Genomic DNA, 25,029 nt, shown 5'->3' with positions numbered 1-25,029 from the left:
AAAAGGAGAATTAGAGATCAGGTCCCTGTCATGGGGGCCTGATCATTTAAATCAGAAACATTATTTATTATGATTATGAGATCTTTATTATTCATTGCTTTTTTTAGTTTCTGTCTTAGTCTTACAGCCGGGGAAAAAATTATTAAAACTTCAGACGGGGTGAACCTTTACGTAAAAGTGGCAGGCAAGGGTACTCCCCTATTATACGTTCATGGCGGCCCGGGTTCTGCAAGCCTGTGGTTCGAAAGACTGGCAGGCGAATTTATGGAACAACATTTTACTGTGATCTATCTGGATCAACGGGGTGTAGGCCGTTCATCCAGCCCGGCTGACGGAAATTATTCATTGGACCGGATGGCTCTTGATTTTGAGGAAGTGAGACAACAATTGGGATATGATCAATGGCTTACGTTAGGACATTCTTTTGGAGGCATTTTGCAGATGGGTTATGCAGAGCGTTATCCTGCAGCTCAAAAGGGAATGATCATGTTGAACTGTACCATTAATCTTCCCGAATCTGCTTGCCAAAGCTGGATTCCAAAGGCAGCCCAATTTGTAGGTGAGGAATACACCTGCAATGGCGACACGGTCTCAATGCCGCAAAGAATGAACGAATTTGGTGGAAAACTGAGAGAAAAAGACCTGTTCTGGAAAATGGGTTCAAGACATCCCGATACCTTTTCAAAACTTGATGTGGCTTCTGCCGGAATAGAGAACTTTAATTATGATCTTAGCAATAGCGTCATGAATTATCCGGAATACTGGAATAATTTTAAACCACTCACTGCTAAAATGGAAATGCCGGTACTCTACTTCTATGGCACAACAGATTTTATGGTAGGTCCCGAACATTACAAAGGTTTAAACTTTAAAAATCTTCTGCTTTGGAAAAATAAAGGTGGTCACGTGCCGTTCATTGAAGACAAAGAAGACATGGAGAAAGCAATTTTATCCTACAGGGAAAAGTTCAGTTTTTAAAGATAATTGTTTGAGGGAACAGGTTGTCAAAAATGCATTTTTGGCAACCTTTCTTTTTACTGCAATTCCTCAAGCCCTTCCCTGTTTGACATTTGCAACGTACCTGCAGGTAAAGCAGGAGTATCAAAATTTCTTTTATCCATTTTGTATTGAAGACTATATTCTTTTAAAATCCCCATTTCTTCGGCAGTCATAAAATTCGAATTGTGATTATCGGCCAAATCCAGCCAGGGAACACGTGCATCAAAATCATAATTACCATAAACCATAAAAGGGGTGCCATTTCTAATAATTACCTGCCCGGTAGGATCGAGCTTCCACTGGTCTGCCCAATTATAAATGAATTGCGCATCTTCCATCCTCAACCTAACGCAAGCATGGCTGGCGGGATATCCCGGCATTGCATACTGATGTACTCCCACTCCCTCAAAATTCATAAAATTAAAGTAGTAAGGCATGATCCAGGAATCATTGACAGTACTTACTTTTCGCAAAGCTTTATAATTTCCATAGAACAGGCCTACCGGAGTTGGAGTAGATCTTTTGCCGGAACTTATGGGACCCCAGTTTTTCAGATTTCCATACTCATAGAGAGCAAAACCCTGAACTCTACGCGAAATCAATAGAGTTTTAGGAATGGAATCCAGCATTTCAAAATAAGCAGGAAAAGGAGAATAGTCCTTTAAATCAGACGTCAGGGTATCGGGAATAATTAAAACACGTCCGGCTTGAAGTCGATCTGGATCCAACCGGTTAAGGGCAAAAATCAATTCTTGTTGTGGAGCAGTGTACTTCTGTTTGAAGCTGTCTACAGAGGCTGAAGTTGAGATACTGTCAATATGATATGTAAATAAAAATGGAAGTTGCCTTTCCTCTCCCAACATGATACCTTCTTCCTGTTGAGGAGAAAGACGATTTTCGGCCAGCTCAGGAAGCTCCGGAGAAATTTGAGACCTCTCACAGGAAGTAACACCGGTGGTGATTACAAAAGCCACCAGGATAAACAACTGCAGATATGTTCTTTTTATCTTCATCTGAGAGGTTTTAGCCGAATCAATAAGCGAAAAAAGCAGGCAAATTATCAATCCCACCGGACGCGAATCTTTTTAAACATCTTCTTTAAATTTCTCAAATTTTCGGTTGATTTCCTATTAAGGTATCAACTTTAATTCCACAAATAATGGACTTACTTCTAATGTTTATTAGTGATCAGGACCAAAGGCAAAATCTTTAAAAATCCTGAAGAAAATTTTAGTTACTTAACAGAAAATTAATACCTTGTGCTCAATTAAAATCGGCAGAAATGAAATTTATCTTTCTCGCATTATTCACTCTACTGGGAACCGCTGCTTTTGCACAGGATGCTCCAGTAACCTTTCAAAGTAAGGGAATTGTTTTTTCAGGGGATCATAGCGTCTCAAGGGAAGATAAGCAGATCGTGGAATTTACCGGAAATGTTCATTTCACCACCTCTATTGTAGAAATAGAAAAAGCCGACAAAATAGTTTACGATAAAAAAACGCGGACATTCACCATAAGCGGGTTTAGTGAACTTGTTCTTAATGGCAAAAAACGTTTAGCTTCAGATCTTGGTTCTACTACTCTTAAGATAGACCTCGGCGGCAGCATAGCCTACCTGGTTGCTGAATCTAAAAACTGTAAAGACGGTAAAGGTAAAGGCTGCTAATTGTAAATGAGCGAACACCTTTTTCGGGATATCGTCATCAACTCCAAAGATTACTCTGCACAAAAATTTCCCGAAGGGGAATACGAAAACTGCTCATTTAAGAATTGTAATTTTTCAGGAACAAACCTTTCAAAAATGTCATTTTCAGAATGTCTTTTTGAAGCCTGCGATTTTAGTAATGCCAATCTTTCCAATACCTCTTTCCAGGAAGTAATATTTAAAGATTGTAAACTTATTGGGCTGAATTTTGGTCAGTGCAGCTCATTTCTTCTCTCCTTTACCTTTGAGAATTGTCAGCTAAATTTTTCTTCTTTTTTCAAACTGAAACTGAGGAATACCCTTTTTAAAGAATGCCGGTTACTGCAGACAGATTTTTCTGATGCCGATCTTTCTTCAGCTCAATTCCTTAACTGTGATCTCAGCGGAAGCATATTTTCTGGCACACGCCTGGAAAAAACCGATTTCTCCAGCTCTTTTAACTTTAGCATTGATCCTGAAGCTAATTTTCTGGCAGGAGCCAAATTTTCCAATCAGAACATTGAAGGTCTTCTAAAGAAGTACAATATCATTATTGAATAGGAGGTCTGTGTCTGAAGGATTAACGGCCCGGTTATTGTCTAATGTTATACCGGCAGATAAAAAGCTTATCTTTGTCGCCTTCTTTACATGATAACACGGCAGGTTGTAAGCCGGTTAAGAATGAAAAAACATAGCTGTTTCAAGAAAATGCAACGTCTTTTCCAGCATTTCACATAAAATAATTTAATGTCTTTTAAAAATTTAGAATTAGATGAGGCCTTGTTAAAGGCGCTCGACACACAGGGATATACTATTCCCACGCCAATTCAAAAACAGGCAATTCCTATAGTTCTTTCAGGCAAGGATCTGTTGGGAGTAGCACAAACCGGAACAGGAAAAACAGCAGCTTTCGGCCTGCCTATCCTCCAGTTGCTGAACAATAAAAACCATTCCGGAAGAGGAATTAAGGCTTTGATCCTTACTCCTACCCGGGAACTTGCTATCCAGATCGATGAAAGTCTGGCAGCATATGGAAAACATACAAGGCTTAGCCATTCCGTCATTTTTGGTGGGGTCTCTCAGAATACCCAGGTACAAAAGCTAAAACGGGGAGTCGATATACTTGTCGCCACACCGGGTCGTTTACTGGATCTCATGAACCAGGGTTTTATTAATCTGAAATCTCTTGAGATCTTTGTGCTTGATGAAGCAGACAGGATGCTGGATATGGGCTTTATTCATGACGTCAAAAAAGTGATCAAGGCCATTCCTGAAAAAAGGCAAACCCTTTTCTTCTCGGCTACCATGCCTGAGGAGATCCAGAGTCTGGCCGGGATGATGTTGAAGAACCCGGTGAAGGTGGAGGTCACTCCTCCGTCATCTACGGTCGATAAGATCCAGCAGCGGGTGTATTTTACCAATAAGCCCGATAAACGTAAACTTTTGCTCCATTTACTCGAAACCAACGGAATTGACAACGCCCTTGTTTTTACCCGGACAAAACACGGAGCCGACAAGGTGGCGAGATTCCTGGATAAGGCCAAAATCAGATCGGCTGCTATTCATGGTAATAAGAGTCAGAATGCCCGTCAGAATGCTTTGAGCAATTTTAAGAACGGAAAGCTGAACGTACTTGTAGCTACAGATATCGCTGCACGCGGAATAGACATTGATGAACTCACACACGTCTTCAACTTTGATCTGCCGAATGTACCCGAAACCTACGTCCACCGGATAGGCCGAACCGGCCGCGCCGGCAACGACGGAATCGCTATTTCCTTCTGCGCCGCCGATGAGCGGAAGGAATTGAAGGATATTGAGAAACTGGCATCTATCAAGATCCCGGTGATCAATGAGCATCCTTTTCCCATGGATCTAAATGCTCATCCTGCCGGAGCTGCTCCTGTACAAAATGGCAACCGCAACAATAACAGGAACAGGAGAAGAAGGTAAATTCAGTGGACAGTGGTCAGTGGTCAGTGGTCAGTACCTCCCCCGCTGAAAAGCGGGACTACCGGGTAAAATGACCTTTCAGTAAAGTAGAAGTTAAATTTTAGAAGTACGAATTCAGATTTTCTGCTTTTGCCAGCCCCAGCGGGGCGAAATATTGGTAGCCCGGGGTGAAACCCCCGGTTGTATATACAACCTAAGTATACCGTCCGTAGGACAGACACGGTTTTAAATTCAGGTTGAATTCAAGGATCGTAAGCCCGAGAGTTTGTTCTTAGCCTCTATAAAACGGCCAGGTAAGAGTTTAGTCATATGATAGTGGTCAGTGTTCAGTGGTCAGTGGTCAGTAAACATAACAATAATTCAAGAGTCTATTCCACAGGAATAGGCTCTTTTTTTGATCCTTAATTCCACCTGTCATTCAGAGCGCAGCTTTTGCGAAGCGAAGAATCTTTTTCTTCTTATTATGATTTCAGCCGGAAAGAATCTCAACCATTCGTACTTCGTAAATCTACCTTCGTACTTCTAACTTTAACGAGCCAGATATCCTCCATCAATTGGATAATAGCTACCGGTGGCAAAAGAGGCTTTATCACTTCCCAACCAAAGGATAAGTTCTGCAACTTCCTTACTTCTTCCCAGACGACCGATTGGGTGCAGGGAAATGAGCTGTTTTTTTATTTCATCATCCAATTGATCTAACAGCGGAGTATCAATAAAAGCAGGTCCTACAGAATTGATCCTTATTCCCTGTCCCGAATATTCCAATGCTGCAGTGCGGGTCATGCCATTAAGAGCATGTTTGGCAGCCACATAACCGGCAGAGCCTTCAAAACCTACACTTCCCAGAATGGATGAAATATTTACTATACTTCCCTGTCCATTCTTTAACATAGCTTCAATTTGATATTTCATTCCGTAGAAGACACTGTGCAGGTTCACGTCAATAACCCGATGCCAGCCTTCGAGGGTCATGTCGGCAATCTTATTGGCCTCCCCTCCTATTCCGGCATTGTTAACCGCGACATCAAGTTGTCCATAGGTTTTGATCGAAAAATCGACCAGGGCTTTATTTTCTGCTGCCGAAGCAACATCTGCCTTAAAGAAACTCGCTGTTCCTCCGGCCTTTTCTATACGCTTCACCACCTCTTCCCCCGTTTCATCATTAATATCGGAAACAACAACTTTAGCTCCTTCCTTCGCAAAAAGAAGTGCTGTGGCCTCTCCAATACCCGAGCCGGCACCTGTAATAATAACTACTTTATTTTTCATGGCTACTGAATTAATTTCACCTAAAGTAGAAAAACCATTAAGAAAAAAGAATGACAAAAATCAGTCGGGATTGTAATCCAAAATCGAATTTCTTTATATTAGAGGATATGAAAAAGGAAATTTCGGGTGTCAGCATAGAGTTGCGACAGGGTGATATTACGAGGCAACAAGACTGTGAAGCCGTGGTAAATGCGGCCAATGCGCAACTGGAAACAGGTGGCGGTGTTGCTGGTGCGATCCACGGGGCTGCAGGTCCCGGCCTCGCAAAAGAAGCACGACCTCTCGGACCTATAAAACCCGGCGAAGCAGTAATTACCGGGGGATATGATCTTCCAAATAAGTACGTGATCCACTGTCTCGGTCCTGTATATGGTCAGGATAAACCTGAAGATCAGCTACTGGCCCGCTGTTATTCAAATGCTCTTGACCTGGCAGAACAGAAAAAATTAACTTCCATCGCCTTTCCGGCAATTTCTACAGGAGTCTTTGGATATCCTGCTGAAGAGGCTGCCGGAGTGGCTTTTTCTGCTGTAATTAAAAAAATACCCGATCTAAAGAATGTGAAGCAGATCGTTTTTGTGCTCTACAGCAGTCAGGATCTGGAAATCCATGAAAAGGTCCTGGAACAAATTTTTCAGGGGAAAGAGTATTTGGGATAAAGTTGTTGTCGGTTTTCAGTTGTCGGTTTCAGTTACCTGTTTTCAGTTATTGGTTGCGGTTGAATTTGTGTTGCAGGTTACAAGTTGCAGGTTCAGGTTCTAGTTCTCCTGAAGATACAATTAAGTAGAATGCGCTGAACTAAAAATTCCACTGCCTACTAACTACTGCAAACTGCCTACTTTTTTAAGCCGGTTATCAGTTGTCGGTTTTCAGTTACCGGTTGCTGTTGAATTTGTGTTGCAGGTTACAAGTTGCAGGTTCAGGTTCTAGTTCTCCTGAATATTCAATTAAGTAGAATGCGCTGAACTAAAAATTCCACTGCCTACTAACTACTGCAAACTGCCTACTTTTTTAAGCTGGTTATCAGTTGTCGGTTTTCAGTTACCGGTTGCTGTTGAATTTGTGTTGCAGGTTACAAGTTGCAGGTTCAGGTTCTAGTTCTCCTGAAAATTCAATTAAGTAGAATGCGCTGAACTAAAAATTCCACTGCCTACTAACTACTGCAAACTGCCCACTTTTTTAAGCCGGTTTTGGTTGTTAGCTTTTCAAACCCTTGAAACCTTAAACCTTGAACCTTGTACTTTAGACCTTCACGATCATCTTCCCTACATTTCTTCCTTCAAAGAGTCCTATGAAAGCTTCAGGAAGCTTATCAAAGCCTTCTACAATGGTTTCATCATATTCCAGCTTCCCTTCCTCTAACCAGTTACTTAATTGCCTTAAAGCTCTTCCGAAATCTTTGACATGATCTCTGACTAAAAAGCCCTGCATCAAAGCAGTTTTCTTAATAAGGATACCTTCCGGCCGGGGACCGGTTGGCATCTTAGTTTCATTATAAAGAGAGATTGCACCACAATTGATGATACGCGCATCTTTGTTGATGTTTTGAAGTACAGCATCCAGGATCTCCCCGCCTACATTGTCAAAATATACATCAACCCCGTCTGTACAAACCTTTCTCAGGGCCTCTGCCATATCTTCTGTAGTGTTGTAATTTATCCCTTTGTCGAAGCCAAATTTGTCTTCTATATGGGAAACCTTTCCATCGCTCCCGGCAATCCCTACTACCATACAGCCTTTGATCTTACCTATTTGTCCGGCAACACTTCCCACCGCTCCTGCAGCACCGGAAACTACCAGAGTATCGCCGGCACGTAGATTTCCGATTTTATCCAGCGCTAGAAATGCTGTGAGTCCTGTCAACCCCAAAATTCCTAAAAAGGCTGAAGGTGGTGCAAGATCGGGATCTACCCGGTTTAAACCTGTACCCACAGATGTTTGCAATTCTTTCCACTTCAGCATTCCCGAAACGAGCTCCCCTTTCTCAAAATTACTATTTCGGGAATCAATGACTTCTGCTACCACCATGGACTCCATGGGTTCATTTATTTTAAAGGGAGGAATGTAAGATTCCTCATCCCGCATCCTGCCGCGCAAATATGGATCAACAGATATATATTGGGCTTTTAAAAGCACTTCCCCTTCTTTTGGATCAGGAGCTTCTTCCGTTACAATTTCGAAATCTGACGTTACCGGTTTCCCTGCCGGGCGGTTTTTAAAAAGAATAGTTTTACTCATAGTCTTACGTTTTCAGTTGGTTGGTTTGTTGTTGAAGGTAGGGAACTTCAGATTTAATATTTGTCTGAATGACGATGGCCATTAGACAGTAAAAAGGTATAAAAAAACCTCCTTAGTTGCCTAAGGAGGTTTGAATTATTCAGAAAAATTTCCGGATTATGATTTTCCTTCCATTCTATCTTTCAACGCCTGAAGTTCGGAGTTTACATCACCCATAGTGGTGCTGCTTTGCGCTTGTTGCGTAGCGGCTTTTTTCTGAGCCTGCTTTACAATTTGCTGCTCCTCTTCCTTGTGAATAGCAGTGTGAGATGCTACCACTCTCTTGAATTCTTTGTTGAACTCAATGATCTGGAATTCTGCAGTTTCTCCCTGCTTCAGTTTGCTTCCGTCTTCTTTCTCAAGGTGACGTTGTGGCACGAATGCAGTGATATCTTCATTAAAGTCAATAGTTGCACCTTTGTCAACGATCTCTGTAATTGCAGCTGTGTGAGTAGTTCCTACAGCGAATTCAGTTTCGTATTTATCCCAGGGGTTAGACTCAGTTTGCTTATGACCAAGGCTCAATTTACGGCCTTCAACATCAAGCTCAAGAACTACAACCTCAAGCTTATCACCTACGTTAGTAAATTCTGATGGATGTTTGATCTTCTTAGTCCATGAAAGGTCTGAGATATAGATAAGTCCGTCGATTCCTTCTTCTAGTTCTACGAATACTCCGAAGTTAGTGAAGTTACGAACGATACCTGTGTGTCTTGAACCTACAGGATACTTAGAAGTGATGTCAGTCCATGGATCTGGAGTCAATTGCTTGATACCAAGAGACATTTTTCTGTCTTCACGATCTAAAGTAAGGATCTGAGCTTCAACCTCATCTCCAACATTCACGAAGTCCTGAGCTGAGCGCAGGTGAGTACTCCATGACATTTCAGAAACGTGGATAAGACCTTCAACACCTTCGGCAACTTCGATAAATGCACCGTAATCTGCGATCACAACTACTTTACCTTTTACTTTATCACCAACTTTAAGGTTCTCGTCAAGAGCTTCCCATGGGTGTTTGCTAAGCTGCTTAAGACCTAACTGAATTCTAGTTTTAGCCTCATCAAAGTCAAGGATAACAACATTCAGTTTTTGATCAAGCTCAACGATCTCATTCGGGTGGTTGATACGAGACCAGCTAAGGTCTGTAATGTGGATAAGTCCGTCAACACCTCCAAGATCAACGAATACACCGTAAGAAGTAATGTTCTTAACAGTACCTTCAAGTACCTGACCTTTTTCAAGCTGCCCGATAATTTCTTTTTTCTGCTCTTCGATATCGGCTTCGATAAGCGCTTTGTGAGAAACAACAACGTTCTTGAATTCGTGGTTGATCTTCACAACTTTAAATTCCATTGTTTTTCCAACGTATGCATCGTAATCCCTGATTGGTTTCACATCGATCTGTGAACCAGGAAGGAATGCTTCAATACCAAATACGTCTACGATCATACCACCTTTTGTGCGGCATTTCACGTATCCATTCACGATAAGGCTTTCATCATGTGCTTTGTTAACACGATCCCATGCCATAATAACACGGGCCTTACGGTGAGAAAGGATCAACTGTCCTGTAGCATCTTCACGTACATCGATCAATACTTCTACCTCATCTCCAACTTTAAGATCTGGGTTGTAACGGAACTCGTTAAGAGAGATTACACCTTCACTTTTTGCATTAATGTCGATGATCGCATCACGATCTGTAAGGTTGATCACTTTTCCGGTAACTACTTCATCATGTAAAGTGTCAACGAAATTTTCTGCTACAAGCTTCTCAAATTCTTCCAGCTTTTGATCGTCGATAGGATCAATTCCCTCTTCGTAGTTGTGCCAGTTGAATTCCTTTAAGAACTGCTCAGGATCTTGTTGCTGTACTTCTGCATCAGGTTGAGATTGAGTCTCCATACCCGCTACAGGTTGAATTTCAGCGTTTTCAGAACCCTGAACTTCTTGATTTTTGTTTTCTTCAGCCATTGCTGATAATTAATTTGTATCCTGTATTCTTCCGGAAGATGTGAGCAATAAAAGAACACAGAAGTGTTTATAATATTGATTTTCAACCCTTTTAGTCTTCCGACCTATTGCTAAAAGGAGCGCAAAAATACAACTTATTTCAACAATTACCAATGAACAATAAACAATTATCAGGAGGAATTTGGGACTTGGGGACTTGGGGACTTGGGGACTTGGGCTTCTACCAATATTTTGTCCCTACGGGACAGAGATTGGGCCCATCTTCAAATCTTCAAATTAGAGATATTGGAATTTGGAATTTGTAAATTGGTGCTTACTAGTTGCTAATTGTAGCATTGTAAAGCTCCAGAATCTTTTCGAATTGCCCGGTTAGCGTAAGGTGAGAATTATCAATTTCCTTTGCGTCTTTAGCTTTTACCAGTGGAGAATCTTTTCTTGTAGTGTCCAGATGGTCTCTTTCCTCGACATTTTCCAACACTTCCTTATAGGTGACTTCCTCTCCTCTTTCACTCAGCTCTTTATAGCGACGCTGTGCTCTTTCCTGTGCACTGGCGGTCATGAATATCTTAAGTTCAGCCTCGGGAAACACTACAGTTCCAATATCCCGGCCATCCATCACTATGCCTTTCTCTTTACCCATTTCCTGCTGTTGAGCTACCAGCATTTCCCGCACCTCGGGTACTGCAGCCACCTTACTTACATATTGGGAAACCTCCATTTGCCTTATCTCCTTCTCTACCTTTTCATCGTTAAGATACATCTCTCCAAACCCCACTTCAGGATTAAAGATAAATTTTAAGCGGATTAGCGGAAGTTCAGCTATTAACGCATTTTTATCAAAATGATCATCAAAAATGTACTTTTTCCGGAGAGCGTATAAGGTAACGGCACGATACATGGCCCCGGTATCTACATAAACATAACCCAACTCCTTTGCCAGTTGTTTTGCTACGGTACTTTTACCTGTAGATGAAAATCCGTCTATCGCAATGGTGATCTTTTTTGTCATAAAATACGGTTGTGCCGGCTGAAATGCCGGAAATAAACAGGTGCCAAAAATGGCCTTTTTGACACCCTCCAAAAATAAACAATTAGAGCGGCTTTAAAAGAAAAAGCTTTTAAACAAAGAGCCCCGGAACTTCCGGGGCTTTTGCGAATCTCAACTTTATAGTTTCTTCGGATTCTTTACCTTCTCATCAAGAATGGCGAGTTTAATGACTTCTCCCATTTCTTTGACATAGTGGAAGGTAAGTCCTTTTAAATAGTCCTCTTTTATCTCTTTTATGTCTCTGCGGTTTTCTTCGCTCAGGATAATTTCTTTGACATGTGCCCTTTTTGCTGCCAGGATCTTTTCTTTGATCCCGCCAACCGGCAATACCTTTCCGCGTAGAGTGATCTCTCCGGTCATGGCTATGCTCTTCTTCACCTTTTTCTGAGTAAAGAGGGAAACCAGCGAGGTGAGCATGGTGATCCCGGCACTGGGTCCATCCTTTGGAGTAGCTCCTTCGGGTACGTGAATATGTACATTATACTTATCCATTACCTCGGGATCTATTCCAAGTTCTTCGGCGTTTCCTTTAATATATTCCAGAGCGATGGTGGCCGATTCTTTCATCACCTTACCCAGGTTCCCTGTGATATTCAAGGTTCCTTTACCTTTTGAAAGTATGGATTCAATAAACAAAATATCTCCTCCCACCTGGGTCCAGGCAAGGCCGGTTACGACCCCTGCAGTTTCATTATCCTCGTATTTATCCCGCTCCAGTTTAGGACTTCCCAGTACGTCTACAATATCTGCTTCGGTTACCTTGATATTGTATTTTTCTTCCATGGCAATATTCTTGGCCGCATGTCGCACCATTTTTGCCACCTGTTTTTCAAGGCTTCTAACTCCAGATTCCCTGGTATATCCTTCCACGATCTTTTCCAGTTGCTTCTTTCCTATTTTAAGATGCTCCTTGGTTAATCCGTGTTCCTTCAATTGCTTCGGAAGCAAATGCTGTTTGGCGATCTCCACTTTCTCTTCAATGGTATATCCATTCACATTGATGATCTCCATTCGGTCTCTCAATGCCGGCTGAATGGGCGACAGATTATTAGCCGTGGCAATAAACATGACTTTGGAAAGATCAAAAGGCATTTCCAGGAAATTATCATGGAATTCACTGTTCTGCTCAGGATCCAATACTTCAAGTAAAGCTGAAGAAGGATCTCCACTGTGTCCAATGCTTAGTTTATCTATTTCATCCAATACGAATACAGGATTGCTTGTTCCCGCTTTTTTAAGAGACTGCACAATTCTCCCCGGCATCGCTCCTATATAGGTCTTTCTGTGTCCTCTAATCTCTGCCTCATCCCTTAAACCGCCAAGCGAAATACGAACATATTCTCTTCCCAGGGCTTCGGCTATAGAACGACCCAGGCTGGTTTTACCAACTCCCGGAGGGCCGTACAGACAGAGGATAGGCGATTTCATGTCGTTCCTTATCTTAAGAACAGCTAAATATTCTATAATTCTTTCCTTGACATCCTCCAAACCATAATGATCACGGTCAAGAATACGCTGTGCCCGTTTAAGATCAAATTTATCCTTGCTGAATTCATTCCACGGAAGGTCAAGGAATAGGTCCAGGTAATTTCGCTGAATAGAATATTCCGCCACCTGCGGATTCATCCGCTGCATTTTGGATAACTCTTTGTTGAAATGCTCCTTAACATCCTCAGGCCATTTCTTCTTTTTGGCCCTGGCCCGCATTTCTTCTACTTCGCCTTCATGTGAAACTCCGCCAAGCTCCTCCTGGATCGTCTTCATTTGCTGATGCAGAAAATACTCGCGTTGTTGCTGGCTCATATCACTCTGCACTCTGCTCTGAATATCATTTTTAAGCTCCAGCTTATGATATTCCATATTCATAAACTTGAGCGTAGCAAGAGCACGATCCTTAAGATCATTTGTTTCCAGTAACTTCTGTTTTTCCTCAACAGAAAGGTTCATGTTTGAGGAAACGAAATTGATAAGAAACGAGGGGCTCTCAATATTTTGAATTGCAAACGAAGCTTCAGAAGGAATGTTCGGGCTATTCTTAATGATCTGTAATGCAAGATCCTTAATAGAATCAATTATCGCACTAAATTCTTCATTGTCCTGTGCAGGACGTGCTTCTGGTACCTCTATGATCTTCGCCTTCATAAAAGGTTTTTCTGAGATCACTTCATCTATCTCAAAGCGCTTCTTACCCTGGATGATCACAGTAGTATTACCATCGGGCATTTTGAGAACTCTTAAGATCCTCGCTACAACTCCAATATGATTGATATCCTTTGCTGTAGGATTTTCTACTTTTTCATCCTTTTGAGAAACCACACCAATAACCTTGCTTCCGTTATTAGCTTCATTGATCAATTTAATTGAAGTATCCCGACCGGCCGTGATTGGAATTACCACCCCCGGAAATAACACAGTATTTCTAAGCGGTAAGATTGGTAAAATTTCTGGTAGATCTTCTTTATTTATTTCTTCTTCATCTTCAGGGGTCATTAGAGGGATTAATTCTGCATCTTCATCAATTCCCTGAAATGACAGACTGTCAAGATTTGTAAATTTTGTTCTGCCCATATCTATTTTTAAGTCAAACTGTCACTGCAGTTGTTATATCATTATTTTACAAGTTACTTTAATACCTTTACTTTCAGTAGTAAAAAGGCTTTTAAAGTACATTCTTCAGGCATTAATTCAATTGTTATGCCATGGCAATAAAAAAAAATAAAAGAAATTTTTCCAAAACTGTAACAATTCAGCTTCCACTCTATCTTTATTATAAAGCGTTCATATTTTGACACTAACCACCACACATATTGATGAGCTTTTGGAGAAATGCCGTCGTGGAGACGAGCGTGCTCAAATGAAGATTTACAATAAGTACAGCAAAGCGATGTACAACGTGGCGCTGCGGATTGTAAAAGATTCTGCTGAAGCTGAAGATATTATGCAGGAATGCTTTTTAAAGGCGTTTGATAAACTTAATTCCTTTGAAGGTACTTCCACATTTGGAGCATGGCTGAAGAAGATCGTGGTAAACCATAGTATTAGTGTTTACAATAAAAACACCAGATACCAGGAGGTTCAATACGATGACCAGTTCAAGCATGCTGCCGATGAAGGCGCAGGAATAGCTTCAGAAGAAGAGGAGCAAAACCCGAAAGTGAAAATGATACTTAAAACCATGGAATCATTGAAAGAAAATTACCGGGTGGCCTTAACGCTACATTTAATCGAAGGTTATGACTATGAGGAGATCTGTGAGATCCTCAACATCACCTACGCCAATTGCAGAACAACAATTTCAAGGGCAAAAGAAAGCCTTCGCACCAAACTACTGAGCTATGAAAACTAATAAAGACCTAAAAGAGCTTTTTGAAGGACTGGATTTCGACACCGCAGAGCCTTCAGTAAAACATGAGGAGCGGTTTCGGGAAAAGCTGAGACAGCGACCTCAAAAGAAAAAGGCAAAACATAACGGGATCATATCCCTGTGGGGACCCGTAATGACAATAGCAGCAAGTTTCCTACTGGCTTTTGTTCTCATACAGGGAGATATTTCCAATCCTTTCTCTACAGGGCAGGAGCTGGCCAATGTTTCTCCGGAAATGAAGCAAACCCAGGATTTTTACTCTTCGGTAATAAGAACAGAGCTGGCAGCCCTGCAGGAACAAAAAACACCTGAAACTGAAGCAGTAATAAACGATGCACTCAATCAACTGGAAATACTTGAAAAAGATTATGAAAAGTTAAAAAAAGATCTTGGCAAGAGTGGACAGGATAAGAGAGTGATCTACGCCATGATCTCCAATTTTCAAAAAAGAATTGACCTGTTACAAATAGTTCTTGAAAAAGTAAATGATATAAACACCCTAAACAATACCAGTCATGAAAACAATATTATATAAAGCCTTTCTTCTTTTATTCCTTGCACCGGCCGTGGCATGTGCCGAAGGAGACTTTAAAGGTAAATACACCAAACAGAAGCGGGTTAAGAAAGAGTTTAATGTCTCTGCCAATGATATGCTAAAGATCAATAACAGTTACGGTAATATTGACATCGTTACCTGGGACCAAAACCGGGTGGAGATCGAGGTAACCGTAAAGACCAACGGAAATGATGAAGAAAAAGTAGAACAGAAACTTCGCGAAATAGATGTACTCTTTAACCAGAGTGGCGGACAGGTCTCTGCAAAAACAACTTTCGAAAAATCCAGAGGTGGATCCTTTTTAAGTGCCTTGTTTGGAGGGGGCAATAATGTAAATATGGAAATTAATTACAGGGTAAAAGCACCGGTAACCAATCATGTGGATCTCTCCAACGACTATGGCCAAATCAACCTCGACAAATTACAGGGTGACGCGAAAATTTCCTGTGACTATGGCAGGATCCTTATTGGGGAATTACATGGGAATAACAATCAAATTAATTTCGACTACACCAGGAACAGCAATATAGGATATGTAAAACGTGCAAAAATTAATGCTGACTATTCTGAATTTACCATTGATGAAGCCGGAACTATCGATCTTGCTGCAGATTATACAGATTCAAAATTCCTGAAGGTGGAGAATCTCAATTTCAGGAACGATTATGGTTCCCTGAAAGTAGACCGGATGAGAAATATTAAAGGGCAGGGGGATTACCTGGGCATTAAACTGGGACTTGTTTACAGCTCCCTGGACATCAACATGGACTATGGATCACTGAATATTGAAAGGATAATGCCCGGTTTAAAAGAGCTTACCATCAACAGTGATTACACGGGAATAAAAATCGGCTATGACAGAGAAGCTCCCTTTAGCTTTGAAGTAAAAACCGAATATGGTGGTGTTAAAGGAATTAATAACAATAACTTTACTTTAAACAAACAAAACCAAAGCGGCTCAGACAATTATTATGAAGGCTTTTACCGAACTGAAAATACCGGTGGCCGAATAAGAATTAATTCCAGCTATGGCAGTGTAAGCTTCGTAAACTAAAATCGATCAATAAACTTTAAAAATCAGGATGATGAAAAAAATATTCACGACATTATTTCTTGTTCTTATCTCTGTGACTGCAACCCAGGCACAGTGGTGGCAGGGAACCAAGAAGATCACAGGCAACGGAAATATGCAAACCCAAACCCGAACGACTTCAGATTATGACGGAGTTGCCCTTACCGGCTCCATGGATGTTATTCTGGTAAAGGGAAGGGAAGGCGATATCAAAGTGGAAGCTGAAGAAAACCTTCAGCAACATATAGTGACTGAGGTTAAAGGAGGAAAACTACACATTTCTGTAGAAAAGGGATATTCCCTGAACCCCTCCCGAAATCATGATATCACCATCACCGTTCCTTTTACTGATATCGAAAGTTTGAGCCTTACCGGATCGGGAGATATAAGATCTTCAGAAATGGTAACATCAGATAAATTTTCGATCAATATAACCGGTTCAGGAAACGTAAAGCTTCCGCTACAGGCGAAGACTACTTCTGCAAACATCACAGGATCGGGGGATATTGATCTTTCGGGAAGCTCGGTAGATTTTAACTGTAAGGTTACAGGCTCCGGAGACATAAGCGCTTTTGATTTTAAAAGTCAGCATGTTTCGGCCGTAGTTACGGGCTCGGGAGATATTCAGGTTTACGCTTCAGAATCTCTGAAAGCGAGCACCCCGGGTTCGGGAGATATCGAATTCCGTGGAAATCCAAAGAAACAGGATTTTAAAACTATGGGTTCAGGATCTATCACTAAACGATAAAACTTCAGAAGTAACTAAGCGGCTTAAAGTTCTTTTCACTAAGGTGTCAAAAAAGGGATTTTAAGCCGCTTCTTTTTTTGCCAGTTTCCCGGTACGTGGGACCTTCAGCAGTAAAAACACTCCTATAAGAAAGAAAGCGGTAAGAAAGAGTACAGAAAACCTAATGCTGCCGAAGATCTGAGTGACCATTCCGTAAAGTGACATACCTATAACAATTCCTATTTTTTCAGAAACGTCATAGAAACTGAAATAACTGGTGGTATCGAGAGTGCCTTCAGGAAGCATTTTTGAATAGGTTGAACGGGAGAGGGTTTGAATCCCACCCATTACCAGTCCCACTAAGCCTGCAGCTATATAGAACTGCATGGGAGTTTTGACAAAATAAGCATAGACGCAAATCCCAATCCAGAATACGTTAACCAGAATAAGCGTCTGAATATTTCCCATTTTTGAAGAGAGCCGGGAGGTAATTGTTGCCCCTGCTACTGCGACCAACTGAATCAACAGGATACTTACTATTAATCCTGTTGTAGCATCCTGTCCTGACCAGTTCACCTCTTCGATCCCGAAGTAGGTAGCAATAAGCATCACCGTCTGCACGGCCATGCTATAGACAAAGAAGGCTCTCAGATATTTTTTTAACTGCGGATTGTTTTCAAAGGACCTCCAGATCATTTTTATTTCCCTGAATCCGTTGAAAAGTACATCACGGGTGAGCTTTTCCTTCTTATTTCCTTTTGGAAGATAGTAATAGGTGATCTGGCTAAAGCCTATCCACCACACTCCTGTAAGGACAAAGGACAATCGCGTAGGCATCCCTTCGTCCTCAAAGCCAAACCATTCATAATTCAACACCATCATCAGGCAGAGGATCAACAGGATCACACTTCCAATATATCCCATTGAAAAACCTTTTGCACTCACTTTATCCTGCTGTTCGGGAAAAGCAATATCCGGAAGATAGGAATTGTAAAAGACCAGGCTGGCCCAGAACCCGACTAAAGCCAGGAAATAGCAGGTGAGGCCAAACCACAGATTCTCAATACTAAACCAGTACAACCCGATACATGAGAGGGCTCCCATATAACAGAAGAATTTGAGGAATTTTTTTTTATTCCCGACATAATCGGCTATCCCCGATAAAAACGGACTTATTACAGCTACTACCATAAAAGCCAGGGCGGTAACATAACTTATAAGACTGTCATTATTAAAATTGAACCCCAGAAGTTGCACGGTATCATGGATCACCTCTCCCTCTTCATTCTTCACAATGGTTAGAGCCGCATAAAAAATCGGAAAAATAGTAGAGGCAATAACAAGGCTGTAAACAGAATTAGCCCAATCATAAAAGGCCCAGGCATTCAGTAATTTTTTACTTCCTTTTGGGGGTGGGTTCATAAAAACATAAAATTAAAAGAGCTGCCAAAATTGGCAGCTCCTAAAATACTGTTTTTTATTATTCCTAACTCCTGAACTGAGTTACGCCATATTTTCTTGCCTCGGCTCTTGCCTCTGGCGCCCATTTTTCGATATTCCTTATTCGGGTATCTGAAGATGGGTGAGTGCTTAAAAATTCCGGGGGTGCACCTCCACCTGCGTTAGCTTTCATTCTCCTCCAAAGCTCGGCCGCTTCAAGAGGTTCATATCCGGCTATGGCCATTAATGTAAGTCCAATCCTGTCGGCTTCAGATTCATGACTTCGGCTAAAGGGCAGCATTACACCCACTGTAGATCCAAGGCCATAAGCCTGTGCAAAGATCTGCTGGGTTTCCTGGCTTCTGCCACTCACTGCTATACTTCCGGCAACAGCTCCAAGTTGTTGTAACTGTGCGGCACTCATACGTTGCGCACCATGATCTGCCAGAGCGTGAGCCACCTCGTGAGCCATAATTGCAGCCACCCCCGCTTCATCCTGGGCTATTGGCATAATGCCGGTATAGAAGGCGATCTTTCCGCCGGGCATGGCCCATGCGTTCACCTGGTCATCCTTTATCAGGTTGAATTCCCACTTATAATCATCGAGATACCCCTGGTAACCGTTTGCATCAAGGTATCGTTCTGCCGCAACGGCGATCTTTTGTCCCACGTTCTTGATCATGCGGGAATCTTCGGTACCAGTCTCGAGTTTACTTTCGGCCATCATTTGGTTATACTGGGCAAATGAGGCAGGAAATATCTGGGAGTTTGGATAAAAGTTAAGGTTCTTTTCTCCGGTAAAAGGGTTGGTCTTACAACCTGCCAGAAGCAGGAAAAAACTAACCACTATTGCTATTTGTCTAATTCTCATAATAAATGGTTTTTGTTAAAGTTACTAAATCAACCCCGCTCCACTTAGAGCTTTAAATTAGGTTTAACAAAATACCTGCCAAAAATTAAAACTCATGGAAAGCTTGGTCCTGTAAGGCTTCATATTTGTATCTTGCGCTTTTTCTATTTTATGACAAAACAAAAGAAAGACAATACTCCGGTACAACGACTGCTGGTGCCTTCTTATATATTAGTGACAGGAAAGATCCTTACCACCATTTCTCCTTTTTTAGCCAGTAGATTTGCAGCCAAACTATTTCTCACCCCATTTCGCTATAAACTTCCAAAGCGGGAAAAGGAGATGGATGAGAAGAGCAGACAGTCGAAATTAATACTTCCATATTTTCAAAGAGAGATTATAGTTTACGAATACGGCAGCTCTTCCAAAAAAGTCCTGCTCGCTCACGGCTGGAGTGGTCGGGGTACCCAACTCGCAGTAATAGCCGAAGAACTAATCAAGGCCGGTTACGGGGTGGTAAGTTTCGATGCACCGGCTCATGGTAAAGCTTCGGGCAACATGAGCATGATGCCACACTTTATTGAAGCCATTGAGGTTTTGGAAAAGAAATACGGACCTTTTGAAGCTGTTATTGGCCACTCCCTGGGAGGAATGGCTTCTTTAAAAGCAGTGTCTGACGGGCTGCCCGTAAAAAAGCTGGTGATCATTGGTACGGCAAACAGCGTGACGCGAATCACTAAAGAATTTGCCCGGAATATGAAAATGAATGATAAGGTGGCGGCCAGGATGAAATCCTATTTCGACAATAAATTCGGTGCCGATATGGACAGCCTCTCGGGTGCTGTTTCTGCGGAAGGGGTAAAGATCCCCACCTTAGTAGTGCACGATGAAGACGATGTAGACGTAAGGATCAATTCAGCCTATGAGATCCATGAAAAACTGGAAAATAGTGAGCTCCTGGTAACCAAAGGCCAGGGTCACCGGCGCATATTGGGAAATTATGAAGTTATTAATAAAATAATTGATTTTCTTTCGGTATAGTTCTTGCATCTTTATGTAAAACAAACACATGAAACCCATCTTTTTTGCCATTTTCTCATTCCTGATCCTAAGCTGTAATGGAAATGCGCAGGATTCCAAAACGCAAAAAATATATCCTGTATCTAAAACTGAAGCCGAGTGGAAAGCAGAACTTAGTCCCGCTGCCTATCATGTGCTGCGTGAGAAAGGGACCGAACGTGCTTTTTCCAGCAGACTTAACCGGATAGAAGAACCCGGGATCTTTGTTTGTGCTGCCTGCGGAAACGAACTTTACAAAACCCAACATAAATTCGAAAGCGGAACCGGATGGCCCAGTTTCGATCGCCCTATTAATGAAGCCAATGTAGACTACAGGCCGGACAGGACAGGTGGTTTTCCTGCAACAGAAGTGGTTTGTGCCCAATGCGGCGGACACCTGGGGCATGTATTTAATGATGGTCCTAAGAAAACAACCGGAAAAAGACATTGCATTAATGGAGTAGCCATGGATTTCGTTCCCTACTCTCAATAGCGGTACCTCTTCAACAAAGTTTATCAATTGTTTAAGAGTAGAAGCGCATGCTATTCTTTAATTTTAAAAGAAACATAGAAAAATGGTCAAAAAATATCCCATAGAGCGCTCTGAAGCAGAATGGAGAAAGCAGCTTTCAGAAGAACAATACAGAGTACTAAGAGAAAAAGGAACAGAAGCTCCTCATTCCGGTAAATATAACCTTCATTTCCAAAATGGAGAATATCATTGTGCTGCCTGTCACACAAAATTGTTTGAAAGTGATCAAAAGTTCGAGAGCAACTGCGGTTGGCCCAGCTTTGATAACGCGATAGAAGGAGCCATAGAATATGTACAGGACAGGAGTTTTGGGATGATACGCACAGAGATCCTCTGCGCCAATTGTGGCAGCCATTTGGGTCACGTTTTTGATGACGGTCCCACTGAGACGGGGCAGCGTTACTGCGTGAATTCAGCAAGTATAGAATTTGAAACTAAATCTAAATAATCATGAGAAAAATAACACTTTTATTCGCTTTTATAGCCTTTGGCCTTACCTCCTGCTCTTCAGATGATGTCGGCCCGCAAGGACCACAGGGACCTCCCGGAGAACCCGGAGTTAATATTGTAGGACAGACCTTCGAATTTGAAGATGTGGATTTCGAATGGTTTGCAGATAGTAATTTTTATGCAACAGTGATTACAATTCCGGCAGAGATCGAAGTTCTGGAATCTGATGCCATACTTGTCTATAGAAGAGAAGTTATTGACGGTACCGAGACCTGGAGTATGATCCCTCAAAATTTCTTTTTAAGTGATGGCAGGATCATTCAGTATGTTTTCAATCACACAGCTTCAGACATTGAATTACTCATCGATGGAAACTTTGATCTTTCCACTCTTGATGGTGCTTATACTCAAAACCAGTTTTTCAGGTTTATTGTAGTGCCTTCAGACTTTGCTGTGGATACCAATATTGATCTTTCAGATCATGATGCAGTGATGCAGGCATTGGAACTGTAGAAAACAAAACGTATATAATATAAATCAGGATATTCCTTTTTCCCGCCGGGTCAAAGGAATATTTTTTTATAAAGGTGTCAAAAATGCCATTTTTTAGAGTATTTCCCAATCTTCTATACTTTCTGTTTCAGGTTAATTTCCGTAAATTCGCTGTCTTAAATTCAGTTACATAAATTTCCGAATATGAGTAAATACGACGTTATAGTTTTAGGAAGTGGTCCCGGGGGCTACGTGACTGCCATTCGTGCATCACAATTGGGTTTCAAAACCGCCGTTATAGAAAAAGAAAGCCTTGGAGGTGTATGCCTTAACTGGGGATGTATTCCAACCAAAGCACTTCTTAAAAGTGCACAGGTATTTGAATATCTGAACCACGCAGAGGATTACGGACTAAAAGTAGAGAAGGCTGAAAAGGACTTCGGAGCCGTTATTAAGCGTAGCCGCGGAGTAGCAGACGCTATGAGCAAGGGAGTTCAATTCCTGATGAAGAAAAATAAGATCGATGTCATCTACGGATTCGGGAAACTGAAATCGGGCAAAAAGATCGAGGTTACAGATAAAGACGATAAGAAAACAGAATATTCTGCAGATCATATTATCATCGCTACCGGTGCACGCTCAAGAGAGCTTCCGGGGCTTCCGCAGGATGGAAAAAAGGTGATAGGTTACCGAGAGGCAATGAGCCTAGAGAAGCAGCCAAAATCTATGATCGTAGTAGGATCTGGTGCAATTGGAGTTGAGTTTGCCCATTTCTACAAGACTATGGGTACAGATGTTACTGTAGTGGAATATCTTCCAAACCTGGTGCCGCTTGAAGATGAAGAGATCTCAAAACAGTTTGAGCGCAGTTTCAAAAAAGCTGGAATTAAAGTAATGACCGGTTCTGCTGTTGAAAGCGTTGACACATCAGGCAATACTGTAAAAGCTAAGGTTAAGACCAAAAAAGGCGAAGAAACTCTCGAAGCCGATATCGTCCTTTCGGCCGTAGGTATTAAATCCAACCTTGAAAATATTGGACTTGAAGAATTGGGAATTAAGACAGATAAAGATAAGATCGTAGTAAGTCAGTTTTACGAGACTAACGTCAAAGGAATTTACGCAATCGGAGATGTAGTTGCAGGACCTGCTCTTGCGCACGTTGCTTCTGCGGAAGGAATTACCTGCGTTGAAAAGATCAAAGGTATGCATGTAGAGCCCATCGACTACGGAAACATCCCGGGATGTACTTACGCAACTCCTGAAATTGCTTCTGTAGGAATGACCGAAAAGCAAGCCAAAGAAGCAGGATATGAGCTGAAGGTTGGGAAATTCCCATTCTCGGCTTCCGGAAAAGCAAAAGCCGCCGGCACACCTGACGGATTTGTAAAAGTGATCTTTGATGCCAAATATGGCGAATGGTTAGGCTGCCATATGATTGGTGCCGGTGTAACCGATATGATCGCCGAAGCTGTTCTTGGACGAAAACTTGAAACCACAGGCCACGAAGTTCTAAAAGCCATCCACCCACACCCAACTATGAGTGAAGCAGTGATGGAAGCAGTAGCCGATGCCTATGGGGAAGTTATTCATTTGTAGATCTTTTAGGAGATTAGAAACTAGAGTCTAGAGTCTAGACTTCAATCGAGTAGGAAGATAGGGATTAGTTCCCTATCTGTCCTCTCACACCACCGTACATACCGTTCGGTATACGGCGGTTCCTTAATTTATGTTCTTACTTTTAGATAATAATCCAGCAGGAACGGATAACCAGCCTTTTTAAGTCTCTGGGTGGTAATTACCCTTGTAAGGATAAAACTGTTAGCTGTATGCCAGTAGCTTTTCCTCGTGTTGGCATATTGCCACGCTTTGTACTTATTCAGGCCGAGCTTCATCAACATCTTTCCCTTTGTACGGATGCGCTTCCATTGTTTCCAGATGCACATACGAAGACGTCTCCGATACCAAAAATCTATATCTCTCAACACACTTTTGATGTCTGCCAATTTGAAGTAATTCACCCAACCTCTAACAAATTTGTTAAGTGCTTCCTTTCTTCTGGCATTTCCCCATCCATCGCTCCTGGATGTCAGCTCTTTTAAATGCTGTTTCATCTTCTGGATGCTTGATGGATGAGACCGGAGCCTTCCTTTTCGCTTATATCGGTAAAAGGTATATCCAAGGAATCTAGTTCTGTTGATATAAGATACTTGTGTTTTCTCCTTATTCACTTTCAGGAATAGCTTACTCTCTATGTAAGGAATAATATTCCCAAGCGTTCTCTCTGCACTTCGCTTGCTTTTGCAAAGGATTAGCAGATCATCCGCATAGCGGACGAACTTATGTCCTCTTCTTTGAAGTTCCTTATCTAACTCATGGAGCATAATATTGCCCAAAAGCGGACTTAATGGTCCTCCCTGAGGCACCCCCAGCTTCGTTTCTTCAAACCTATTTCCGGTGACTACTCCGGCACGAAGATATTTGTGGATGAGCGAGATCACCCGCCCGTCCTTTACCGTTCTTGACAACACCTCCACAAGTTTACTGTGGTTTACCGTGTCGAAGAACTGTTGCAGGTCCATATCAGCGGCATAAATATAGCCGTCGGTGATATAATCCCTGCATTTCTTCAGTGCCTGATGAGCGTTCTTGCCGGGTCTGAAACCGTAGCTGTGTGATAAGAACTGCTGTTCGTAAATAGGAGAAAGTACCTGAGTAATGGCTTGTTGAACCACCCGGTCTACCACTGTGGGTATTCCAAGTAGTCGTTTCTTTCCATTCTCTTTGGGTATCTCTACCCGTCTAACTGGATTGGGACGGTACTTTCCGTCCCGGATGGATTGTAGTAGCTCATCCTTGTTTTCCACAAGATAGTCCTTTAAGGCATCGACTTCCATCTTGTCCACTCCTCCCTTTCCTTTGTTGCTCCGTACTCGTTTATAGGCACGGTTCAGGTTTAAAGGAGACAGGATCTGTTCTAGTAATCCATCTTCTAAAGTAGTAACATCTGTAAGGTTGTTTTCAGTTATCCTCATGTAGGTCTGCCCTGCCGCATAGCTTTCGGATTCCGTCCTATCCTTTTGCAGCCAGGTACCTTTCGATATTTTCTGCATTCTTCCCTTCATAAGGTAACAGTCATTGACTACTTACTTCTTAAGGTTCACCCCTTCCCGGTGTAGTCGATTCTTCCGGTACTATGGGCTCGGCTGACTTCTCACAGTAAATCTTATTTCAACCACAGCTTCATACTCTGTTTCAGTCTGTGTCTGTGAGACCTCCCGCG

Annotated in this window: 23 protein-coding genes; 14 read left to right on the top strand and 9 right to left on the bottom strand. The window is 41.9% G+C overall.

The window, feature by feature from the left end:
- The first annotated feature begins 75 nt into the window (after positions 1–75).
- Positions 76–978: an alpha/beta hydrolase gene (locus tag G564_RS0116575; protein WP_169578147.1), complete on the top strand. Its 903-nt coding sequence runs from the start codon at positions 76–78 to the stop codon at positions 976–978.
- A 56-nt stretch (positions 979–1,034) separates the two neighbouring features.
- On the opposite strand, the gene G564_RS19520 is transcribed toward G564_RS0116575, so the two are convergent.
- A complete protein-coding gene (locus tag G564_RS19520) occupies positions 1,035–2,012 on the bottom strand; it encodes a L,D-transpeptidase (protein ID WP_051205568.1) in 978 nt (325 codons plus the stop codon).
- Between the two features lie 269 nt (positions 2,013–2,281).
- Here G564_RS19520 and G564_RS0116565 point away from each other — a divergent pair, with 269 nt between their 5' ends.
- From G564_RS0116565 to G564_RS0116555, 3 genes are all read left to right on the top strand, one after another.
- Positions 2,282–2,665 (top strand): LPS-assembly protein LptD, encoded by a 384-nt coding sequence (locus G564_RS0116565; RefSeq protein WP_029038642.1) that lies wholly within the window; start codon positions 2,282–2,284, stop codon positions 2,663–2,665.
- Between the two features lie 6 nt (positions 2,666–2,671).
- Complete coding sequence (locus tag G564_RS0116560) at positions 2,672–3,244, top strand: pentapeptide repeat-containing protein (protein ID WP_029038641.1); 573 nt, start codon at positions 2,672–2,674, stop codon at positions 3,242–3,244.
- Positions 3,245–3,430: 186 nt separating this feature from the next.
- Positions 3,431–4,636 (top strand): DEAD/DEAH box helicase, encoded by a 1,206-nt coding sequence (locus G564_RS0116555; RefSeq protein ID WP_029038640.1) that lies wholly within the window; start codon positions 3,431–3,433, stop codon positions 4,634–4,636.
- A gap of 528 nt (positions 4,637–5,164) precedes the next feature.
- Here G564_RS0116555 and G564_RS0116550 read toward each other — a convergent pair.
- Entirely contained in the window at positions 5,165–5,905 is a 741-nt protein-coding gene (locus G564_RS0116550; protein WP_029038639.1) for an SDR family NAD(P)-dependent oxidoreductase, read from the bottom strand.
- Positions 5,906–6,012: 107 nt separating this feature from the next.
- Here G564_RS0116550 and G564_RS0116545 point away from each other — a divergent pair, with 107 nt between their 5' ends.
- Positions 6,013–6,564 (top strand): macro domain-containing protein, encoded by a 552-nt coding sequence (locus G564_RS0116545; protein ID WP_029038638.1) that lies wholly within the window; start codon positions 6,013–6,015, stop codon positions 6,562–6,564.
- Between the two features lie 583 nt (positions 6,565–7,147).
- On the opposite strand, the gene G564_RS0116540 is transcribed toward G564_RS0116545, so the two are convergent.
- The 4 genes from G564_RS0116540 to lon form a co-directional block, all read right to left on the bottom strand.
- The gene (locus G564_RS0116540) at positions 7,148–8,143 is read right to left on the bottom strand and encodes an NADP-dependent oxidoreductase (RefSeq protein ID WP_029038637.1); all 996 of its coding nucleotides are present in this window, start codon (positions 8,141–8,143) and stop codon (positions 7,148–7,150) included.
- 156 nt (positions 8,144–8,299) lie between these two features.
- On the bottom strand, positions 8,300–10,159 hold the full coding sequence (gene rpsA, locus G564_RS0116535; protein WP_029038636.1) for a 30S ribosomal protein S1: 1,860 nt from the start codon (positions 10,157–10,159) through the stop codon (positions 8,300–8,302).
- Between the two features lie 316 nt (positions 10,160–10,475).
- Entirely contained in the window at positions 10,476–11,168 is a 693-nt protein-coding gene (cmk, locus tag G564_RS0116525; RefSeq protein WP_029038634.1) for a (d)CMP kinase, read from the bottom strand.
- 156 nt (positions 11,169–11,324) lie between these two features.
- A complete protein-coding gene (gene lon / locus G564_RS0116520) occupies positions 11,325–13,775 on the bottom strand; it encodes an endopeptidase La (protein ID WP_029038633.1) in 2,451 nt (816 codons plus the stop codon).
- Positions 13,776–13,992: 217 nt separating this feature from the next.
- Between lon and G564_RS0116515 the strand changes: the two genes are divergently transcribed.
- The 4 genes from G564_RS0116515 to G564_RS0116500 are packed head-to-tail and all read left to right on the top strand — an operon-like array spanning position 13,993 to position 16,947.
- Positions 13,993–14,553, top strand: a complete 561-nt coding sequence (locus G564_RS0116515) for an RNA polymerase sigma factor (protein ID WP_029038632.1) — start codon at positions 13,993–13,995, stop codon at positions 14,551–14,553.
- A complete protein-coding gene (locus G564_RS0116510) occupies positions 14,543–15,106 on the top strand; it encodes a hypothetical protein (protein ID WP_029038631.1) in 564 nt (187 codons plus the stop codon). The genes G564_RS0116515 and G564_RS0116510 overlap by 11 nt, the downstream gene beginning before the upstream one ends.
- On the top strand, positions 15,087–16,181 hold the full coding sequence (locus tag G564_RS0116505) for a hypothetical protein (RefSeq protein WP_029038630.1): 1,095 nt from the start codon (positions 15,087–15,089) through the stop codon (positions 16,179–16,181). The genes G564_RS0116510 and G564_RS0116505 overlap by 20 nt, the downstream gene beginning before the upstream one ends.
- A gap of 31 nt (positions 16,182–16,212) precedes the next feature.
- Positions 16,213–16,947: a head GIN domain-containing protein gene (locus tag G564_RS0116500; RefSeq protein ID WP_029038629.1), complete on the top strand. Its 735-nt coding sequence runs from the start codon at positions 16,213–16,215 to the stop codon at positions 16,945–16,947.
- A 60-nt stretch (positions 16,948–17,007) separates the two neighbouring features.
- On the opposite strand, the gene G564_RS0116495 is transcribed toward G564_RS0116500, so the two are convergent.
- Together G564_RS0116495 and G564_RS0116490 are read right to left on the bottom strand one after the other, a co-directional pair.
- A complete protein-coding gene (locus G564_RS0116495) occupies positions 17,008–18,348 on the bottom strand; it encodes an MFS transporter (RefSeq protein ID WP_029038628.1) in 1,341 nt (446 codons plus the stop codon).
- 64 nt (positions 18,349–18,412) lie between these two features.
- Positions 18,413–19,237 carry a M48 family metallopeptidase gene (locus G564_RS0116490; RefSeq protein ID WP_029038627.1) on the bottom strand — a complete coding sequence of 275 codons (825 nt, stop codon included), beginning with the start codon at positions 19,235–19,237 and terminating at the stop codon, positions 18,413–18,415.
- Positions 19,238–19,387: 150 nt separating this feature from the next.
- Here G564_RS0116490 and G564_RS0116485 point away from each other — a divergent pair, with 150 nt between their 5' ends.
- The 5 genes from G564_RS0116485 to lpdA all read left to right on the top strand — a co-directional run bounded on the left by G564_RS0116485 (position 19,388) and on the right by lpdA (position 23,345).
- On the top strand, positions 19,388–20,257 hold the full coding sequence (locus G564_RS0116485; RefSeq protein ID WP_029038626.1) for an alpha/beta fold hydrolase: 870 nt from the start codon (positions 19,388–19,390) through the stop codon (positions 20,255–20,257).
- A 28-nt stretch (positions 20,258–20,285) separates the two neighbouring features.
- Positions 20,286–20,768 (top strand): peptide-methionine (R)-S-oxide reductase MsrB, encoded by a 483-nt coding sequence (msrB, locus tag G564_RS0116480; RefSeq protein WP_029038625.1) that lies wholly within the window; start codon positions 20,286–20,288, stop codon positions 20,766–20,768.
- 82 nt (positions 20,769–20,850) lie between these two features.
- Entirely contained in the window at positions 20,851–21,255 is a 405-nt protein-coding gene (msrB, locus tag G564_RS0116475; protein ID WP_029038624.1) for a peptide-methionine (R)-S-oxide reductase MsrB, read from the top strand.
- 2 nt (positions 21,256–21,257) lie between these two features.
- A complete protein-coding gene (locus G564_RS0116470) occupies positions 21,258–21,770 on the top strand; it encodes a hypothetical protein (protein WP_029038623.1) in 513 nt (170 codons plus the stop codon).
- Between the two features lie 183 nt (positions 21,771–21,953).
- Positions 21,954–23,345 carry a dihydrolipoyl dehydrogenase gene (gene lpdA, locus G564_RS0116465; protein WP_029038622.1) on the top strand — a complete coding sequence of 464 codons (1,392 nt, stop codon included), beginning with the start codon at positions 21,954–21,956 and terminating at the stop codon, positions 23,343–23,345.
- 128 nt (positions 23,346–23,473) lie between these two features.
- On the opposite strand, the gene ltrA is transcribed toward lpdA, so the two are convergent.
- A complete protein-coding gene (gene ltrA / locus G564_RS0116460; RefSeq protein ID WP_211224624.1) occupies positions 23,474–24,859 on the bottom strand; it encodes a group II intron reverse transcriptase/maturase in 1,386 nt (461 codons plus the stop codon).
- Positions 24,860–25,029 lie beyond the last annotated feature (170 nt).

This window comes from Salinimicrobium xinjiangense DSM 19287 (assembly GCF_000423585.1).
In the GTDB taxonomy this organism is placed as follows: Bacteria; Bacteroidota; Bacteroidia; order Flavobacteriales; family Flavobacteriaceae; genus Salinimicrobium; species Salinimicrobium xinjiangense.
The sequence above is the reverse complement of the archived record's forward strand: the minus strand, read 5'-3'. Positions and strand labels throughout refer to the sequence as shown.

Excerpts from the sequence above, each read along its gene's own strand:
- G564_RS0116560 (WP_029038641.1), top strand. The coding sequence starts at position 2,672 with ATGAGCGAACACCTTTTTCGGGATATCGTCATCAACTCCAAAGATTAC.
- G564_RS0116490 (WP_029038627.1), bottom strand. The coding sequence starts at position 19,237 with ATGAGAATTAGACAAATAGCAATAGTGGTTAGTTTTTTCCTGCTTCTG.
- G564_RS0116495 (WP_029038628.1), bottom strand. The coding sequence starts at position 18,348 with ATGAACCCACCCCCAAAAGGAAGTAAAAAATTACTGAATGCCTGGGCC.
- G564_RS0116505 (WP_029038630.1), top strand. The coding sequence starts at position 15,087 with ATGAAAACAATATTATATAAAGCCTTTCTTCTTTTATTCCTTGCACCG.
- ltrA (WP_211224624.1), bottom strand. The coding sequence starts at position 24,859 with ATGCAGAAAATATCGAAAGGTACCTGGCTGCAAAAGGATAGGACGGAA.
- G564_RS0116485 (WP_029038626.1), top strand. The coding sequence starts at position 19,388 with ATGACAAAACAAAAGAAAGACAATACTCCGGTACAACGACTGCTGGTG.
- G564_RS0116565 (WP_029038642.1), top strand. The coding sequence starts at position 2,282 with ATGAAATTTATCTTTCTCGCATTATTCACTCTACTGGGAACCGCTGCT.
- cmk (WP_029038634.1), bottom strand. The coding sequence starts at position 11,168 with ATGACAAAAAAGATCACCATTGCGATAGACGGATTTTCATCTACAGGT.
- G564_RS0116510 (WP_029038631.1), top strand. The coding sequence starts at position 14,543 with ATGAAAACTAATAAAGACCTAAAAGAGCTTTTTGAAGGACTGGATTTC.
- G564_RS19520 (WP_051205568.1), bottom strand. The coding sequence starts at position 2,012 with ATGAAGATAAAAAGAACATATCTGCAGTTGTTTATCCTGGTGGCTTTT.
- lon (WP_029038633.1), bottom strand. The coding sequence starts at position 13,775 with ATGGGCAGAACAAAATTTACAAATCTTGACAGTCTGTCATTTCAGGGA.
- G564_RS0116545 (WP_029038638.1), top strand. The coding sequence starts at position 6,013 with ATGAAAAAGGAAATTTCGGGTGTCAGCATAGAGTTGCGACAGGGTGAT.
- msrB (WP_029038624.1), top strand. The coding sequence starts at position 20,851 with ATGGTCAAAAAATATCCCATAGAGCGCTCTGAAGCAGAATGGAGAAAG.
- G564_RS0116550 (WP_029038639.1), bottom strand. The coding sequence starts at position 5,905 with ATGAAAAATAAAGTAGTTATTATTACAGGTGCCGGCTCGGGTATTGGA.
- G564_RS0116500 (WP_029038629.1), top strand. The coding sequence starts at position 16,213 with ATGAAAAAAATATTCACGACATTATTTCTTGTTCTTATCTCTGTGACT.
- G564_RS0116470 (WP_029038623.1), top strand. The coding sequence starts at position 21,258 with ATGAGAAAAATAACACTTTTATTCGCTTTTATAGCCTTTGGCCTTACC.
- G564_RS0116555 (WP_029038640.1), top strand. The coding sequence starts at position 3,431 with ATGTCTTTTAAAAATTTAGAATTAGATGAGGCCTTGTTAAAGGCGCTC.
- G564_RS0116540 (WP_029038637.1), bottom strand. The coding sequence starts at position 8,143 with ATGAGTAAAACTATTCTTTTTAAAAACCGCCCGGCAGGGAAACCGGTA.
- lpdA (WP_029038622.1), top strand. The coding sequence starts at position 21,954 with ATGAGTAAATACGACGTTATAGTTTTAGGAAGTGGTCCCGGGGGCTAC.
- rpsA (WP_029038636.1), bottom strand. The coding sequence starts at position 10,159 with ATGGCTGAAGAAAACAAAAATCAAGAAGTTCAGGGTTCTGAAAACGCT.
- msrB (WP_029038625.1), top strand. The coding sequence starts at position 20,286 with ATGAAACCCATCTTTTTTGCCATTTTCTCATTCCTGATCCTAAGCTGT.
- G564_RS0116575 (WP_169578147.1), top strand. The coding sequence starts at position 76 with ATGAGATCTTTATTATTCATTGCTTTTTTTAGTTTCTGTCTTAGTCTT.